Below are 14,983 nucleotides of genomic sequence, written 5' to 3'. Positions count from 1 at the left end.
TGCTCGACATCTCCACCCGCCGCATCGATGCCGTCAATCAGACGACCATCCGAGAGTGGGTGCAGAAGAACAACATCTACACCCTGACGACGGGTCAGCCGCTGACCATCCGCGGCGTCTTTGGCTACCTCGACACTGCCGGTGCATCCAGCACCAAGCGCATGGTCGCCTACCGCCGTTCGTTGGAAGTCGTGAAGATGCACACCCGATGCCGTTCCGCTTCCTGCAGCCCTGGCAGACCGGCCCGCTGAAGTTCGACGTTCCCGGCATCTATATCTTCCAGGGCGCTGGCGTCGATATCCGCCGTCCGAAGTCCGTCCGTTACCTCGACGGGCATTAAGGAGAAGCGACGATGAAAGTTGCGAACATCTCTAAGGCCAGCGCGGCATAAACGCCAAGGAAGGCCCGGTCCTCGTCGATCCGAGCCAGGCCGTCGATGTCGAAGTGTCTGACGCCGAGCTGAAGGTGGCGGCCGACGAGAAAAAGTGACCAACACCCGCTGGTAACAGCCGGGGCCAACCCTTCCTCCCGGAGAATGGCTGGATATGGCACCAAACGCGGCTGCGCAGTGTCTTACTGGACCGCAGCCGGCTATGTCGTTCCGGAAGGAACGAGCGATGCCCAGATACCGCAGCACGCCAGCGCTGCTCTCTGGTGATGGGCCGGTATGAGCCAAAATTCAGCGGCTCGCGTACTGGCGGCTTCGCTCAGGAGCGGGCTTGGCCTCGTACCGGGGCGTCGACCTACTACGGCGAGGTTATTCCACCGGACGCCATTCCTGTGGCGAGCGAGAATGGCTCCTATGAGGCGGCGTTCCTCGAACTGACCAACCCAGGCAGCTTATCGCCGGTGGCAGGCTCGTCGACGGTGAAGCGGGAGAAGGTGGGGCAGCTCGAGGTCGAATATGCCGCGTCGACGTCCACTGATGTTGACGACGTTGTCGCATATCCACTCCGGTGGTGACGACGAGGGCACGTTGTGGCCGTTCCTGCGCCTGTGGCTGCCGGGGGTCATGGTCGTCTAGACTGTTTTGGTGTTGGCCTTGGAGTTTCTTCCCTTGCGTTTTCCAGGCCCCTCTCGGCCTTCTTCGCGAGTTGTCTGCGATTTTTGTCAGCGTCCTCGCCAGTCCGTGCCGCATCGCTCTCAGGGTCAGGTTTCTTCTCGGTCATGATGATCGCCTTTGTTTACAAGGTGGCCAACAGTACTGGGCTGACATTGTTCCATTGAGGTGAGAATGACCAACGAGCTCTTGCCCGGAAGCAGGCGACCGCAAAGCGCCTGATCCAGAAATACGGCCAAGCCGGCACCATCAAGCGCCTCACGCCTCCCGATTCGGATCTAGGCGGCGATGGCTCAGGGACGAGCTACTTTGGCGATGCTGGTGCCGATGACCTACGACCAGCGATACGTCGACGAGACCACGATCCTTGTGAGCGATTGGCAGGTCTCCATCTCCTCTGTTGGTCTGGCTGTCGTGCCAAAGGTCGGTGACATTGTCTCCGCCGGAGGCGTGGACTACCACGTCATCGACGCAGACCCGAACAACTATGACGGCGTGATGAACGTCATCCTCGTTGTCCAAGAAAGGACAACCCAGTGAGGGCAGAAAGATCTTTGGCAAACTCGTCCTTGTCGCGTGGCGAGCGGAAGAAGCAATGAAAATCGATGGTATCGGTTAGTCAACGACGACGAAACGGTGTATTCCGCGCCGTAGGAGCTCAAAAGCCGGGAGATTCCCGCTACGTCACTCCAGGCCACATTAGTCTATATTTCCGGCGAACCACCACCGCTACGCATAATCCATCCAACCTAGGATCAATAGGTGGATTGTTTGCCAAACGCGTTCGTGGCCAGCAAGTCACAAATTTCGCGAAAGCGTTAGATTTTGGGAACTAACCGCCCGGTCTTGGGCGCGTGTATCTCTGGCCACTTCGAAGGGTAATTAGGTTCGCCCCCACTGGCGAGCACGGCGGTCAATACGCCTGCCGCCAGAACGAGCACGGCAGCCACTTTGCAAATCATCCAGCAGCTCCTCGTAGCATTGATTCTCCGATTATAGGTGATTCGATGAACCGCCAGTTAATGCAGATCGGAAACCCCATGACAAACGTCCTACTTCTCAAGACCTACAAAGCCCGTAAGCCGGGTGCTATCTTCGACACCCGCAGGCGGAAGCGGAATCGCTCGAAACCCTCGGCATTGGCGAGATCCTCCAGGAAGAGGGAAAGGGAGAACCGGCGGCGCCGAAGAAGGTCGTCAAGGGCGCTGACACCGAGTAATGGCCAGTCTTCGCCAGCAGCTTTCGGATCTCATCGACAAGTTCTCTCCCGAGATTGAGCGGGCCTTCCGCGAGGCGACCGACGAAATTACCAGCGAGATCGTGCTGAAGGAGGTCGTTACCTATCTGGAGCGTCGCGACATCGAAGGGGCACTCGCTGCCCTGCATATCGACCCGAGCGCGTTCCGTCCGTTGGCTGAGGCTGTCAGGCAGGCGCACAACGCTGGCGGTCTTCTGACGTTACAGAACACACCGTGTCTCTTTGATCCCATGGGCGCCCGTGTCGTCTTCCGGTGGGATGTCAGCATCAGGGAGCAGAGGCAAAGCTCCGCATCCTGTCGGGGAGGCTGCAGCAGACGCTTACAACCACCACCCTGGAAGCCGCTCGGGAGATAACCTCCTCCGGCTATTCACGCGGGGCTGGTCCGGCCTCCATCGCTCGCGACCTCGTCGGGCGCAGTTCCAAGGTCACCGGCAAGCGCGAAGGCGGTGTCGTCGGGCTGAATGATCCCCTAACCGAGCTCGTCGAGCGCACGCGGATCAATCTTCTATCAGGCAATCCGGCGCTGATGAAGAACTATCTGGCTCTCAAGACTAGAGACAAACGTCTCGATGGAGCCGTGAAGCGAGCAATCGCCGCAGGCAAGCCTCTTGATGCTGATACCCTCGATAAGGTGCTGATGCGCAGGCCGAAGCTACTGTTCGGGGTCGCTTTGACGGAGTTTGACGCCCTCGGAGAGTGAGAGGAACGCAGTCTGGATGATGGTCAGGTCTCGAATGGCCATCGAGAGCACGTCCTGAGCGTGCTTCGTGCGCACCGTTTTGTTCAGCAACGAGGCAAGGGCCCGGTGGATCAGATCATAGACTTCTTCGTCGCTCAGCGGTTTATTGGCCATAGGCCACGGGTATCAGATGGCCGACACCGTTGAAATGAAAATCTATCAGGCGATGCATCATCCAAATGCAGGCCTTTGTTCCGCCGGCGGGCGAAACCATCGTTCTGCCGGGGGTTGTATGCACGCCAACCGCCTCGAGCAAATTCGTCAGCGTCGAGGTGCATTTCGACCGCTCGATTGAGACCGACCTGTCGCTCGTGATGGACCAATCCGGCATGCGCACACTAACGTAAGTGACCGAAAGGCCCGGCGATCGTCGACACGTACAACCTTTCCGGCCAGCTTCGACAACCATGCTTTCGTTGCCCGCATCATCGAGCGCCGCCGTGCCTTCCTCAAGAGGATGGATGTATCGTGTGGACGAGGTGCGCAAGGTGGGCACGCGTGGCTACAGGCTCGGTCGGCCCGGAGGTCTCCTATGCTCCTGGGGGCGACGCGAAGGCTTTCCTTTCGAACGCCAAGCCAGCCCCGACACTTGCCGTGTCCGATGCAAGCAGGGGCGGTGGTGTCGGCTCCGGCGGTATCGCCGCCACGCTGCAGCAGGTGCAGGAGCAGCTTTCGCCGCTGAGCTATAGCAGCGATCGGCAACGTGATGGCGGGCCTGATCATCGTCAGCGGCTTCCTCACGGTCGGCGACCTTGCGTATCGCTGGCAAGCCAAGCGTAAGAAGGTCGCCCTGATGTTCGCCCCCGCGTTGTTCATCGGCGACACGAGGGTAAGCAGGTGGCCGCCACCGGGGCCCTCGAAACATCAGTCCGCGTTCTCCGCAAAAGGAACCAGATCAATGATGAAGTTTCGACTTCTGATCCTACCGCTCTTTGCGAGGCTTACGGCCTGTCAGTCGACGACCAGGCAGAGTGTGTGCGACGGGTGCCAGAAGCTGCGGCCGAGCCTGAAGACGACGGTGACGATGCTTCGCACTGATCGGCCATTCGCTGATCAGAAGCGTCACACAATAGGTTCGGCACATCCCAAGGCTGCTGGAAGTAAGAGCGAGGGTCCGACTGCGCGCCTGCTGCCGGACCCTCCTAGTGCCACCTCTGGGTATATGAGCGCGGCTGGGGCGAAATAGTCGACCGGACTGATTCCGTCAATCAAGAAACCAGTGCAAGGCATGCGCATTTTTAAGGGGCAGGGGATTTGGCATCAACGGACCGTTTGAAAAGGCCTGCCTTCAGTGCGTGTCCCAAGCAGGACGCTCGTTGAGATCGCATTACTCGAGGGAAAAAGCGTCATCGAAATCGAACTTTGTCTGGCGCGGGTGCTGACTGCGCTTGGAGCTCAATCGGTGACGGAGGCGCCTCTTTCCAAGGCCGCTGGCCCAACTCTGCCGGGTGGAAACGCCCGGCATTTTTTCTCAGTCTTTCGAGCGAACGCCTAAAGCCAGGTGCATAGGCGTGCGACGATCGGAGCCGTTGCGCAGCAACTCAACATGGGTTCTTGGCAAGGGCCTATAGCCATCAGAAGATATTGGGGTGGCCGCAGCCACCGCCCGTACCGGTCGGCCGCGCTCTATGCCGATGGCACGTAGCCAGCCTTCGGCCGTCTCCGCCGATCCCGGTAACGATCGCTTGTCCAGCGGCTGCTCACGCATCCGGTGTCGAGGCCCGTTCCGGCCCAACTTTGTTGCCGCTCCGCAGGACTGGTCGACCTTGCGGCTGAACCATGAGGAGGCGGATATTCTCGCCGGCGCCGCCCATATACTGCGCTTCGGAGACAACGAAGGCGAGAGCACGACGCCGATTAAGGCGCAGCAGTTGCTCGTCCCCCGCCGTCACGATGACCGTGCCAATGATCTCTGGACCGTCTGGAATGTGGTTCAGGAAAACGCCATCAAGGGCGGGTTGCGCGGTGTTGGCCGCGACGACGTCGGCAGGCCGCGCCGTGTGAAGTCCCGCGCCGTCAACGGCATCGATCAGGATACCGATTTGCAAGGTGGTGAGCCGGCCCGCCGATTTGCCGTTTGCCTGTCCCTTACCGCATCGAGCGTTGCGGGCCAGGACGAGGGATGCCCCAAAGCCCCATCCCTCATGCTCCCGTCCCACCCGTCAAATCAGGATTTTGAAGACAAATCCTCCTGATCGCCGGCCTTGTCGAGCTGGTCACGACTGTAGCCTTCGATATAGTCGAATACCTCGACAGCGCCGGCATCCGTCTCGATCAGATCGATCGGCCGCCGGCCGCCGGCCACCGAGATACGCGTTCTCCCTGCGCGCCCATTTCATGACTTCGCGTTCGGTGCGCAGCACCGGGCCGGCCATTTCCAGCATCTTTGCGAGATAATGCGGCTTCGCATACCATGAATGCGGCTTGACGCTGGCCCGCCGGCGCCCGCGGACGACATCCGGCAATTGCGATGCTCGCAGTTCATCCTCCGAGATATGCCGCCTGACCAATGCGCAAGATTTGCCAGAGACACGTTTGCCTCGCGTTCCAGGTCCCCGCCCGCACCGACCTTGCGCGTCGGTATCACCAGGCCACGGATGATGTTCGGGCAGCGGGCCTTCAGCATCTCCAGCGCCGGGGTGAGGTCGGTATCATTGGTGACGAGCACCACCTGGTCCACCTCGCCGCTCAGCGCGTCGTCGTAGAGATGAAGCGCCAGATTGACATCCGACTGCTTTTCCTCGAGCTTCCAGACGTGGATCTTGTCGCAGTCGCGCGGCCAACGCTTCGGATCGTCGGCCGGAACGATATGGTGGTTGGCCTTGTAAAGGGAGTAATGGCCCATCACGAAGGAGAGCCTGCCACCGCAATGCGTCGTCAGGGCGTTGTGATATTAGGCCTGCGAAGAGACCGAATCCTCGCCCTTGGCAGCACTTTCGATGATTTTGGCGGTGAAATACTTGATCGCGCAGTCCTCATGCAAGGGCATCGTTGCCGGCTCGGCGTCCGGTGTAGGCCGGGAGAGGATCGTGGCAAAATTTGAGTTTCGAACAGAGTCAGAACGTCGAGCCATTTGAATGCGGTCTTGCGAAGGCAACCATAATAAAGATTGTAACGGTCGATGTAGACGCGGGTTCGTAACGCTGGCACGCATGCCCCCAAGACATAAAAAAACCGGCTTGCGCCGGCTTTTTACCCCAACCGCCCGGAGCCCATGTCTCTCAGGATGCTGGGTTGGTTGTTAGCTCTCAACATAGTGGCGCATGGTTCTCTCGTCAACGACACTGACGGCCGCGCACGCGTTGAAACCGGCTGCTTCGCCTTGAATTGACCTAAAATAGGCACGTCCCGACAAAACCGCAATGGCATCACATGGGCCTCCCGCAATGTGTGAATTAGGATACGGCCACCGCCCGGTCGGTCGGCCGCGCTCTATGCCGCTGGCACGGAGCCAGCCTTCAGCCGTCTCACCGGTTCCGGTAACGATCGCTTGTCCAGCGGCTGCTTCTGCATCCGGATCGAGGCCCGTTCCGGCCCGCCTTGTTCGTTTCCGCCCCTGACATCGCTGGCCAGGCCGGTCAAGCGGCCCGTGAAGCCGGTCCATCTTCCGCGCCAGTCCGCAAGCGGACCCGTGAAGATCGCCCGCCTTCCGCGCCACGCCACTTGACAGTTCTGCCCGCCGCCGTGGGGCGGGCTTTCGCCCTCCCCCCTCTTTCCAGGGGAATGTCAGAGGCCATTCCCCCGGAAAGACCGGGAAGGCTTCGCCCGAGGGGGCTTGCCCTTCGGGGTGGCAACGGAAACCAACGGAGACAGACGATGACCGAACTCGCAAAATTCATCCGCCTGAACGAAGACGGCACGCTCAGCGGCAACATCGCGTCCATCGCCTATGATATCGACATCACCGACGAGCCCTTCAGCAGCACCAACCTAGAGTGCCGTGCTAATGGGCATTGCTCTTTTCGTGCTGCCATAGCAATTGCATAAGTGATTTGATTCGGAATTTTGAGAGTGAAATGCGCGGTCTTCTAAATATCTTTCTTCTAGTCGTTATGCTCTTTGCCTTGCTCATTCTGGCTGTCACCTCATTTATAACTGGCCTCCTCATTCCGCTCTACTTCATCTTGGTCTTCGTTGGCGCTTCGAAGCGTGAAGCCAAAGTCAAAACGAAGATTGAAGCGATGCTGGTGCCGGAGGAAGCCATCGTAGCGAGTATCATCGAGTACCGCGCAATGGCGCTCTTCAGACGCCGTATATCGCTCGTGATAACCACCAGCCGGATGATTTCAGTCCGCAGAAAAATTCTGGGCGGCTATCGGATGACAGATCGGCAGTGGAAAGACCTAGGTAACGCTCAGATGGACGAGAACATTTTTCCAGCAATCTTCGGGACCGCGCTGTCCTTCACGTTCCTGGAGCTTGCCGGCGGCAACCTCGGAGTTGGCGGCGGGAACCCCGATGACGCGGCGAAGATCTACAAATTTTCTCAAACTCAAGAGCAAGCTTGGGAAGAGAAACGGCGCATCCGCGGCATGGAAGAAAACCGCTCGATTGCTGGCATCAACTTGGGGGGCCTGTTTAAAGCCGCCGGGGGCTCCTCGGACGTGTCCCCAGCGGACGCGATTGCAAATGAGATCAACAGCGCAAGGTCTCTTCTGGCCTCGGGCGTAATATCTGACGCCGAATTTCAAGAGATCAAGTCGAAGATCCTAAGCCGCCGGTTTTGAAGAGGTCGCCAGCAGGATTGATGGCGCGACTACTTGCGCTGTGCGACTGTAGCAATCTGCTAGAGCAAATCGGGAGATGGCATGCTAAGACCTATGCTTCTTCTTGTGGTCTTCGCTGTAATTTATCTGATTGTTTCATTCTTCGCTGGTTTCTTTTCATGACAGTACTTGCCGCCTTGAGGCGCGCTATTTCTTCAAGGCGCGCGTCGGATGGGTAAGTATGAGGCCAAGGACCGATTCGATGCGGCCCTTGGCCGAAGGCTCTCGACCCTACGTCGCGGTTATAGGTCGTTGCCCGACGCCCATCCACGATGATGTCTCAGGCGCGGAAAAGATACTGAAAATATGGTATTTTTTGCGCGGCGGGTAAGAAAAAGCCCCACCTGGGAGCGGATCAGGCGGGGCTTCAGTTCGAGGAAAACAGAGAAGGGCGTTCATCTCCTTCCCGCTCGCATAACAAGCCGCTTGAGTTCTGGTTCCCGTCACATCGTACAAAAAGCGCTTTCTCATAAAGAAGCCCCGCCTGACACGGATCAAGCGGGGCAACGATAGTGACAGTTCGAAACGGCGGGGAAAGAGGGCAAAGCCGCCGTTCCACCCAATAAACCGTGCTCTCGATCGTTTGTTCCAGCCGATGCCGGACCACATTAGAAATTGACGACCCACCAAAAAGTCAGGACCCTTAGCGTTGCCATGCTGGCGGTCAATGTCACTCGCCAAGCCATTCCATAACTCCTGCCGCTGTTACTTCGAAGGGCCGAACCCTTAACGTTTATCCTCCAGCGCCCGCGGCAGTGAGATTGCCTTCAAGTTCCTCTTCAAGCTCCAGGCACCTTGCCTCATATTCCCGCAGGAGCACTTCGTTATTGCCGTCCGAACGCGCTTATCGCGAGCCTTGATTGCCACGGCGTAATCTTCGACAGCGTCAGACCACCAGTGCGCGATATCCCCGTAACACCGAAGATAAGGTCGCCGCACCAACAGCAAAGCGAGACCGTACCGAAATTGATCGTATGATGCGTTTTGCATATCAGCCTCTGGAGCGACCTTAGCGCTTCCTAAACTTTCGAAGGGGGGCTTTTCCTAGCTCCGTCATCTACTTTGACGCACTTCAACTTCGCTCGGTTTAGTCCGATCTTTCTCCGGTGGGAGCGACGGCATGGTGCGTGAGCGCTTATTCAACTTTCTTGGCGGCTCGGGGCGCGAAGGCAAGCGAGAGCCAAACATTCCAGCCTTCGGCCCGGTTCTTCGCCCCGAACTCGAAGTACCCTTTAAGTTCATATACCCGGCCGTTTTCTCGCCGACATCGAAGTTGTAACCGATCTGTGGCCCTATCGAAGTGCGGCAACTATCCAATCCGGCTGTGGACTTCGGTGAGCGCCTCAAGAGTATCGAGATTGCCGCGAGGCTCGTCGCCCTCGCGTTCCAGCGTCAGGCGGAGGTCCCTACCGGTGGCCCCGCAGCTTTTCGAACTTCATGTTGATGACGACGCTGCTGCTGACGATTTGTCGTCGTCGCGGCGAACGGTGGCTGAATCAGCGCAAAGGCGGTCAGATCAGATTTTCCGACAAGCAATTGATAGAGGCATGCATGTCGAACGTAACAGGAATACCAGTGCCGTTGGCTTCTTGTACGTCTGGCACCTTGATGGCCGAAGCTACATTTTGCGCCTCGTCGGATGAACTCGTGGCTAGAACCTACTAGGAAGCACGGGAGTAAAAATCGACGGGAAGGTTGTTCCGATGCGAGAAAGCATCTCGCGCCGCTCGAATACGATTACGCGAATGCTGCCGCCTGTCGCGCACGACACTCAGGGAGCAACCGAACCCCGCGTTCAAACGGGTCAAGTGACGCGCGGTTTTCACCCCACCATGGCCATGCAGCTAAGGGCATCACTAAAGCTTGGGTTTGCTTGGGCTTATAGCGGCATGATCGTACGCTGCCGTACTCAGTTGTTGATTGTGGTTTTTGTGCCGTCGATACGATAGGTCTGCGTTTAACAGGGAAGGCTAACTTAGAAATAGCTTGCGTAGAACGCCGGGCTGCTTCTTTCTTAGTCCCCAGCAGCTTTGCTCCATGAACGATGCGCTCCCGACACTGTCACCATCGGACGCTCTCGTGCCTTTCGTTCGGGTCTCACGTCGTCGGAAGTGTAAAGGAATTGGAAAGCGATGCCACCCGCCCAAGATGTCGCTGGACTAAAATTCGGTCGTCTGACTGCTCTACGTCCCGATCGCGTGCCTGGACGGCACAAGCGCTGGATTTTTCAGTGCGATTGCGGCGTCCAGCGCTCGATATTCCTTGCTGCCGTAAAAAAGGGGGACAGCAAAAGTTGCGGATGCTTGCGAGCGGAACGGAACCGCCAGCGCTCCCTGGTACATGGACACTCGGTTGGCTACAAAGTTACTCCGACAAGACGTGCATATGCGGAGGCCAAAGGCCGATGTGAGAACAGGTCAGATCCGTTGTATGAAAAGTTCGGCGGGATCGGGATCAAAATGTGCGAGCGCTGGGCCGGCAGCTTCACAGCTTTCTTGGGAGACATGGGGGAACGCCCTCCAGGAACGATTCTTGGCCGGCTAGAAGAGAGCGGAGATTTCGAGCCGTCTAATTGCGTGTGGACGTCTAAGCGCAGACCGGTTGCTTATGAGGACGTTTTTGTCACTTTTCAGGGTGCCGACATATCTCTTCTGCAACTAGCGAACGTCCATCAGGTCAATTCAAAGCAGCTATTGACCCGCATTAAATTTCTTGGGGAGGATGCTGATGAAGCGATCAGAAGACTAAAACAAGTTCAATGACGACATCTTGACTTCGGCACCGCCGTCCAGCGGACACAAGGACAGGCGGATGGGTCTGAATCGACTGAGCAACCGCGTTTTTCGATTTTCCCGTGTGAGGTTCTCCAGGTGCTTTATTCCCTTGCTTGCCAGCATTCCGCCGCCGCCGTTGTCTTCTTGCAAAGCAAGTGTCGCGCAATCAATGTTGCGCCACTTTCCAGCACCACTGCCGTGGGCAAGCGCCGAACCCGGGTGATAGCAATCAACGCTGCGAACAGGTGGCAAGCGGAAGACCCTGATTCGAAGCGCCCGCCGACGATTGGTGAAGGTCATGGGAGAATATCAAGTGTCGGTCCGTGGAACGAATGCGTCATCGTAAGAACGGTTGGCAGCGGTCTGGCCGAGTTTGTCCGAACCACGAAAAGAGCCTCGGAGCTGCTGGCGAATGGTTGGCCGGTACCCGGACCGGCTTACTTGGGGCGGCAAACGTGCTCCGACGTTCTGCAGGGCACCGACTTACCTCGCGCGCATAGCATTTGATGATGCTGCAAGGGAGGCGGGAATACGATATGAGCCAGTTACCAGATGACGTCTCCAGGGTTGACCAGATGGAAAGGCGGGCCTTGGCCGTTTTTTGCAACAAAGACGCGACATCGGTAGAGAAATCCGTCGCGCGAGCAGTGTTGACCGAGGCAAACCTTTTCAAACGCGGGATATGTTCGGCTCTGGACGTTGAGCTGAAGTACAGCCAGTTCTGGCGGGTATCTGTCAAGTAGTCCGGATCCGGTACCGCCCTTCAGCCCTACGGTGATTCCCTCATCACGACGAGGGCGATGCTCAGCGTGAAAGGATCTTGGCTGCAATTGACGTTCCCGCCCTTCGTCGTTTCCGAGTTGCGCAAATTGGAGACGGCAAAGCAGATACCAATGTGACGAAGTGGGTCGGCGCGCAAGATTCCAGTGATTTGTTCATTTCAGCGATTACGATCCTGGAAATCGAGCGCGGGATATTAAGCATCCCGCGTCGCAACGCCGGCCAGGGTTCTCGCTTGTGGGTATGGATGGATAGCCGGGTCCGCCCTGAATTCGCAGAGCGGGTTCTGCCAATCGATGACGCGATAGCGACCCGTTGTGCCCACTTGCATATTCCAGACCGCCGCAATGAGGCTGATGCTTTGATCGCCGCTACCGCGCTGGTTCACGGTTTAGCTGTAGTCACGCGTAATGTTCAGGATTTCGATGATACAGGCGTGATCCGAATTAACCCGTGGCACGGCTAAAATCGCGGCGCGGGCGCCCGCTAGAGACATCCTTTTCGCAAGATTCCTCAGATCACCCCAAAACCCGCCGATATAGTCGGTGGTTGTTATCCCTTCACGAGTACAGCCGCTGTTTTTGATGTAACAGGCTTTGAACAGATTATGCGCAGCGCTGTCCTCAGCCAGCATCTCCGCTCAGTCGGTTTGGATCAATTGCGGCCGGAGCCAATGCACGGTCTTTGAGATCCGGCCGTCTGCGAGGCCTGCCGTATCTTCGGAGCCGAGGCTGTAACCTTTTCCGCGGACTGGCGTTGTTCCTTCAATCAGATAGGAGAATACGATGTCATCAAAAGCCACAGCCGCAAAACAGCGCGAAATCCAGAAACAGGTCGATCAGGCGGACAAGAATGAAAAGTCGAAGTCCCCCGGTGCCATGCAGGCGGGTGCGCGTCGATATCCAGAACCCCCATATCCGGCCGTGCATCAGGATAAGCCCGGCTCAGAAGCCGACCTTCCATTGGCTCCACTCTATGATGCGCCGTTCTATAAGGGGTCCGAGAAGCTTAAGGACAAGGTTGCCCTGATCACCGGAGGCGACTCCGGTATTGGCCGCTCCGTAGCCATCCTGTTCGCCCGCGAAGGAGCCGACGTGGTGATCGTTCATCTGGACGAGACCGAGGATGCCGAGTTAACGAGGGCTGCCGTTGAAAAGGAAGGGCGCAAATGCCTCGTCATCCCCGGCGACGTAAAAGATCCAAGCTTCTGCCGTAAGGCAGTCGAGAAGACAAAGATGCAATTCTCAAAGCTTGACATTCTCGTCAATAATGCCGCCTTCCAAGTCCACGCCGCCAACATCGAGGATCTCACCGACGAGCACTTCGACGAAACGTTGAAGACGAACCTCTATGGCTACTTCTACATGGCCAAGGCCGCAATTCCCCACCTCAGGAATGGCTCTGCCATCATCAATACGGGTTCTGTGACAGGGCTGGAAGGTTCAAAAGAGTTGCTCGACTACTCAATGACGAAGGGCGGTATCCATGCTTTCACAAAGGCTTTGTCGGGTCAGCTCGTCTCGAAGGGCATTCGTGTCAACGCGGTCGCGCCAGGCCCTGTCTGGACACCCCTTAATCCATCCGACAAGCAGGCCGAGGACGTAGCGACGTTCGGCAGCCGGACCCCCATGAAAAGGGCGGCACAACCGGAGGAGATCGCGCCTGCCTACGTGTTCCTCGCTTCTCCGCAGATGTCGAGCTACATCACCGGGGAAATTGTGCCAATCGTCGGCGGTTACTGAAATGACTCAAGAGGACTGACGTATTGTCTATCCACGGCAGGACACTTAATCGCCCATTAATCATAGCGACATAGGTTGACCTGAAGTATTGCTACTCCCAGGCGCCGGGCCGCGGGTGAGATTCTGTTTTTGGGAGTTGAAGATGTCTCGTTTGCCGCTACCTGGCCTGGATGCGTCATGTGTGCTTGACGCCATAAGCCGTTCTCACGCCATTATTGAGTTCGATCTCGACGGCAATATCCTCACTGCAAACGAAAACTTTTGCCGCGCGGTTGGTTATCACAGTTCCGAAATCGTCGGTCGCCACCACCGCATGTTTGTGCTCGCGGAAGAGGCAGAATCCCCCGCATACAAATCCTTTTGGGCGAAGCTCAAGCGCGGGGAATATGACCAGCATCAATATCGGCGGCGGGCGAAAAACGGAGATGAGATCTGGATCGAGGCCTCTTACAATCCGGTGTTCCGCTTCGGCAAGCCCTACAAGGTAGTGAAAATCGCCACCGACATCACCGCAGCAAAACTCAAAAGCAGCGAGGACAAGGGAAAGCTGGATGCCCTTTCCCGTGCTCAGGCCATGATCGAGTTCACCCCCGAGGGGAAGATCATATCAGCCAATGAAAACTTCCTGTCGGCGCTCGGCTACTCTGCGGAGGAGATCATCGGCAAGCACCATGAGATGTTCTGCGAGGCGGGCTATGCTCGATCCGATGAGTATCGCTCGTTCTGGGCCGACCTGCGCGAAGGTCGGTTCTCGACTGGACAGTTCATGCGGTTGGGAAAAGACGGCCGACGGGTGTTCATCCAGGCTTCCTATAACCCGATCATCGACGACAAGGGCCGCGTGTTCAAGGTGGTGAAATTTGCCTTGGACGTGACAGATCGCATGTATGCGGTCGAGGAACTCGGGGCGGCGCTCGAACGACTCGCTACGTGCAACATTCGTGTGACCCTCGACAACCCGCTCGTCGGCGAGTTCGAACGATTGCGGGTGGATTTCAACAAGGCAATCGGCGAATTCCAGAAAACGCTTGTGAGCGTGCTGGGCCAGACTGGCGACCTCAGCAAAAGCAGCCAGGATGTGCGCGAGGCTTCCGAGAAACTGGCTGAGCGTTCCCGGGAGCAAGCAGAAGCGCTTGAACAGACGTCGGCCGCACTCATCGAGATGACTGGTGTGGTCCGGGAAGCGGCGGAAAGTACGAAGCAGACACGCAACCTTGTCCAGAGCGCGCGATCATCGACGTCCGTGTCGACCGATGTGGTTCGACAGACCATCAACGCCATGCATCGTATTGAGACCGCGTCAGATGCAATCGGCAAAATCACCGGAGTGATTGATCAAATCGCCTTCCAAACCAACTTGCTCGCTTTGAATGCCGGCGTAGAAGCTGCGCGCGCGGGCGACGCGGGAAGAGGTTTTGCGGTGGTAGCCCAGGAAATCCGGGATCTCGCGCAGCGTTCAGCCAGGGCGGCTGATCAGATTACAGACCTCATCAACAAATCCAGTGAGGAAGTGCGTGAAGGAGTAAGGCTGGTCGGAGAGACTGGCGAGGCCCTTGAACAGATCGACGTCCTCGTTAAACAGATCGATGCCAATATCGAGACGATCGCCAAAGCTGCCGACGAACAGACCTCCGGTCTCGGCGAAATTAGCAAAACGGTAGGTCGAATCGACCAGATGACGCAGGACAACGCTCGTATGAGCAGCCGAACGACTGCTATTAGCAGCACCCTTGCAGTAGGCGCCGACGCGCTGGCGCAACTCGTCAGCCTGTTCAAGCTCAATCGTCGCGCTATCCAGCGGGAAGAGGGGTCTTCCAAAAGCAACCGAGCCCCGCAGTCGCAAAGGAGCGCTGCGTAGCGA

The 14,983-nt window shown here is 57.6% G+C and carries 18 protein-coding genes and 1 pseudogene; 15 read left to right on the top strand and 4 right to left on the bottom strand.

Annotated elements, in window-relative coordinates; genetic code table 11:
* From RGCCGE502_RS39385 to RGCCGE502_RS36635, 9 genes are all read left to right on the top strand, one after another.
* A partial coding sequence (locus RGCCGE502_RS39385; RefSeq protein ID WP_040674896.1) for a major capsid family protein occupies window positions 1-251 on the top strand: 251 nt, incomplete at its 5' end.
* Window positions 209-340 (top strand): major capsid family protein, encoded by a 132-nt coding sequence (locus tag RGCCGE502_RS39380; RefSeq protein WP_500690611.1) that lies wholly within the window; start codon window positions 209-211, stop codon window positions 338-340. The genes RGCCGE502_RS39385 and RGCCGE502_RS39380, both read left to right, overlap by 43 nt.
* 195 nt (window positions 341-535) lie before the next feature.
* On the top strand, window positions 536-658 hold the full coding sequence (locus tag RGCCGE502_RS39215; RefSeq protein WP_280114299.1) for a hypothetical protein: 123 nt from the start codon (window positions 536-538) through the stop codon (window positions 656-658).
* On the top strand, window positions 658-963 hold the full coding sequence (locus RGCCGE502_RS39210) for a DnaT-like ssDNA-binding protein (RefSeq protein ID WP_016555492.1): 306 nt from the start codon (window positions 658-660) through the stop codon (window positions 961-963). Before RGCCGE502_RS39215 ends, RGCCGE502_RS39210 begins: the two co-directional genes overlap by 1 nt.
* 385 nt (window positions 964-1,348) lie before the next feature.
* A complete protein-coding gene (locus RGCCGE502_RS17370; protein WP_439332345.1) occupies window positions 1,349-1,600 on the top strand; it encodes a hypothetical protein in 252 nt (83 codons plus the stop codon).
* A gap of 678 nt (window positions 1,601-2,278) precedes the next feature.
* On the top strand, window positions 2,279-2,674 hold the full coding sequence (locus RGCCGE502_RS37325; RefSeq protein WP_051158694.1) for a hypothetical protein: 396 nt from the start codon (window positions 2,279-2,281) through the stop codon (window positions 2,672-2,674).
* Window positions 2,572-3,021, top strand: coding sequence for a hypothetical protein (locus RGCCGE502_RS36640; RefSeq protein ID WP_016555489.1), 450 nt, complete (start codon window positions 2,572-2,574; stop codon window positions 3,019-3,021). The genes RGCCGE502_RS37325 and RGCCGE502_RS36640 overlap by 103 nt, the downstream gene beginning before the upstream one ends.
* A gap of 218 nt (window positions 3,022-3,239) precedes the next feature.
* A complete protein-coding gene (locus tag RGCCGE502_RS17355; protein WP_016555487.1) occupies window positions 3,240-3,407 on the top strand; it encodes a hypothetical protein in 168 nt (55 codons plus the stop codon).
* A 151-nt stretch (window positions 3,408-3,558) separates the two neighbouring features.
* Window positions 3,559-3,840: a hypothetical protein gene (locus tag RGCCGE502_RS36635; RefSeq protein WP_141652360.1), complete on the top strand. Its 282-nt coding sequence runs from the start codon at window positions 3,559-3,561 to the stop codon at window positions 3,838-3,840.
* A gap of 920 nt (window positions 3,841-4,760) precedes the next feature.
* Here the strand turns inward: RGCCGE502_RS36635 and RGCCGE502_RS38925 are convergent.
* Genes RGCCGE502_RS38925 through RGCCGE502_RS37725 form a run of 3 tightly spaced genes read right to left on the bottom strand, consistent with a single transcriptional unit; the run spans window position 4,761 to window position 5,905 of the window.
* Complete coding sequence (locus RGCCGE502_RS38925; RefSeq protein WP_019280077.1) at window positions 4,761-5,219, bottom strand: hypothetical protein; 459 nt, start codon at window positions 5,217-5,219, stop codon at window positions 4,761-4,763.
* Between the two features lie 8 nt (window positions 5,220-5,227).
* Window positions 5,228-5,365, bottom strand: a complete 138-nt coding sequence (locus RGCCGE502_RS37730) for an antitoxin Xre/MbcA/ParS toxin-binding domain-containing protein (protein ID WP_016555484.1) — start codon at window positions 5,363-5,365, stop codon at window positions 5,228-5,230.
* 30 nt (window positions 5,366-5,395) lie between these two features.
* A complete protein-coding gene (locus tag RGCCGE502_RS37725) occupies window positions 5,396-5,905 on the bottom strand; it encodes an NYN domain-containing protein (RefSeq protein ID WP_016555483.1) in 510 nt (169 codons plus the stop codon).
* Window positions 5,906-6,876: 971 nt separating this feature from the next.
* Here RGCCGE502_RS37725 and RGCCGE502_RS37320 point away from each other — a divergent pair.
* The 3 genes from RGCCGE502_RS37320 (at window position 6,877) to RGCCGE502_RS17305 (ending at window position 10,588) form a co-directional block, all read left to right on the top strand.
* On the top strand, window positions 6,877-7,047 hold the full coding sequence (locus RGCCGE502_RS37320; RefSeq protein ID WP_016555481.1) for a hypothetical protein: 171 nt from the start codon (window positions 6,877-6,879) through the stop codon (window positions 7,045-7,047).
* Between the two features lie 29 nt (window positions 7,048-7,076).
* On the top strand, window positions 7,077-7,787 hold the full coding sequence (locus RGCCGE502_RS17325) for an SHOCT domain-containing protein (RefSeq protein WP_016555480.1): 711 nt from the start codon (window positions 7,077-7,079) through the stop codon (window positions 7,785-7,787).
* A gap of 2,465 nt (window positions 7,788-10,252) precedes the next feature.
* Entirely contained in the window at window positions 10,253-10,588 is a 336-nt protein-coding gene (locus RGCCGE502_RS17305) for a hypothetical protein (protein ID WP_016555477.1), read from the top strand.
* On the opposite strand, the gene RGCCGE502_RS37315 is transcribed toward RGCCGE502_RS17305, so the two are convergent.
* The gene (locus tag RGCCGE502_RS37315) at window positions 10,571-10,900 is read right to left on the bottom strand and encodes a hypothetical protein (RefSeq protein WP_019280073.1); all 330 of its coding nucleotides are present in this window, start codon (window positions 10,898-10,900) and stop codon (window positions 10,571-10,573) included. The two genes, RGCCGE502_RS17305 and RGCCGE502_RS37315, sit on opposite strands and share 18 nt — an antisense overlap.
* 500 nt (window positions 10,901-11,400) lie before the next feature.
* On the opposite strand from RGCCGE502_RS37315, the pseudogene RGCCGE502_RS17290 reads away from it, so the two are divergent.
* The 3 genes and pseudogenes from RGCCGE502_RS17290 to RGCCGE502_RS17280 all read left to right on the top strand — a co-directional run bounded on the left by RGCCGE502_RS17290 (window position 11,401) and on the right by RGCCGE502_RS17280 (window position 14,980).
* Window positions 11,401-11,846: pseudogene (locus RGCCGE502_RS17290) on the top strand (type II toxin-antitoxin system VapC family toxin).
* A 319-nt stretch (window positions 11,847-12,165) separates the two neighbouring features.
* Entirely contained in the window at window positions 12,166-13,122 is a 957-nt protein-coding gene (locus RGCCGE502_RS17285; protein WP_016555474.1) for an SDR family oxidoreductase, read from the top strand.
* A gap of 142 nt (window positions 13,123-13,264) precedes the next feature.
* On the top strand, window positions 13,265-14,980 hold the full coding sequence (locus tag RGCCGE502_RS17280; RefSeq protein ID WP_019280070.1) for a methyl-accepting chemotaxis protein: 1,716 nt from the start codon (window positions 13,265-13,267) through the stop codon (window positions 14,978-14,980).
* Window positions 14,981-14,983 lie beyond the last annotated feature (3 nt).

The sequence above is a fragment of the Rhizobium grahamii CCGE 502 genome, assembly GCF_000298315.2.
Classification (GTDB): domain Bacteria; phylum Pseudomonadota; class Alphaproteobacteria; order Rhizobiales; family Rhizobiaceae; genus Rhizobium; species Rhizobium grahamii.
This window is presented reverse-complemented; position numbering and strand designations above follow the sequence as displayed.

Coding starts and splice junctions, on each gene's coding strand:
- RGCCGE502_RS39380 (WP_500690611.1), top strand. CDS start 209: ATGCCGTTCCGCTTCCTGCAGCCCTGGCAGACCGGCCCGCTGAAGTTC.
- RGCCGE502_RS39215 (WP_280114299.1), top strand. CDS start 536: ATGGCTGGATATGGCACCAAACGCGGCTGCGCAGTGTCTTACTGGACC.
- RGCCGE502_RS39210 (WP_016555492.1), top strand. CDS start 658: ATGGGCCGGTATGAGCCAAAATTCAGCGGCTCGCGTACTGGCGGCTTC.
- RGCCGE502_RS17370 (WP_439332345.1), top strand. CDS start 1,349: ATGGCTCAGGGACGAGCTACTTTGGCGATGCTGGTGCCGATGACCTAC.
- RGCCGE502_RS37325 (WP_051158694.1), top strand. CDS start 2,279: ATGGCCAGTCTTCGCCAGCAGCTTTCGGATCTCATCGACAAGTTCTCT.
- RGCCGE502_RS17355 (WP_016555487.1), top strand. CDS start 3,240: ATGCAGGCCTTTGTTCCGCCGGCGGGCGAAACCATCGTTCTGCCGGGG.
- RGCCGE502_RS37725 (WP_016555483.1), bottom strand. CDS start 5,905: ATGGGCCATTACTCCCTTTACAAGGCCAACCACCATATCGTTCCGGCC.
- RGCCGE502_RS37320 (WP_016555481.1), top strand. CDS start 6,877: ATGACCGAACTCGCAAAATTCATCCGCCTGAACGAAGACGGCACGCTC.
- RGCCGE502_RS17325 (WP_016555480.1), top strand. CDS start 7,077: ATGCGCGGTCTTCTAAATATCTTTCTTCTAGTCGTTATGCTCTTTGCC.
- RGCCGE502_RS37315 (WP_019280073.1), bottom strand. CDS start 10,900: ATGACCTTCACCAATCGTCGGCGGGCGCTTCGAATCAGGGTCTTCCGC.
- RGCCGE502_RS17285 (WP_016555474.1), top strand. CDS start 12,166: ATGTCATCAAAAGCCACAGCCGCAAAACAGCGCGAAATCCAGAAACAG.
- RGCCGE502_RS17280 (WP_019280070.1), top strand. CDS start 13,265: ATGTCTCGTTTGCCGCTACCTGGCCTGGATGCGTCATGTGTGCTTGAC.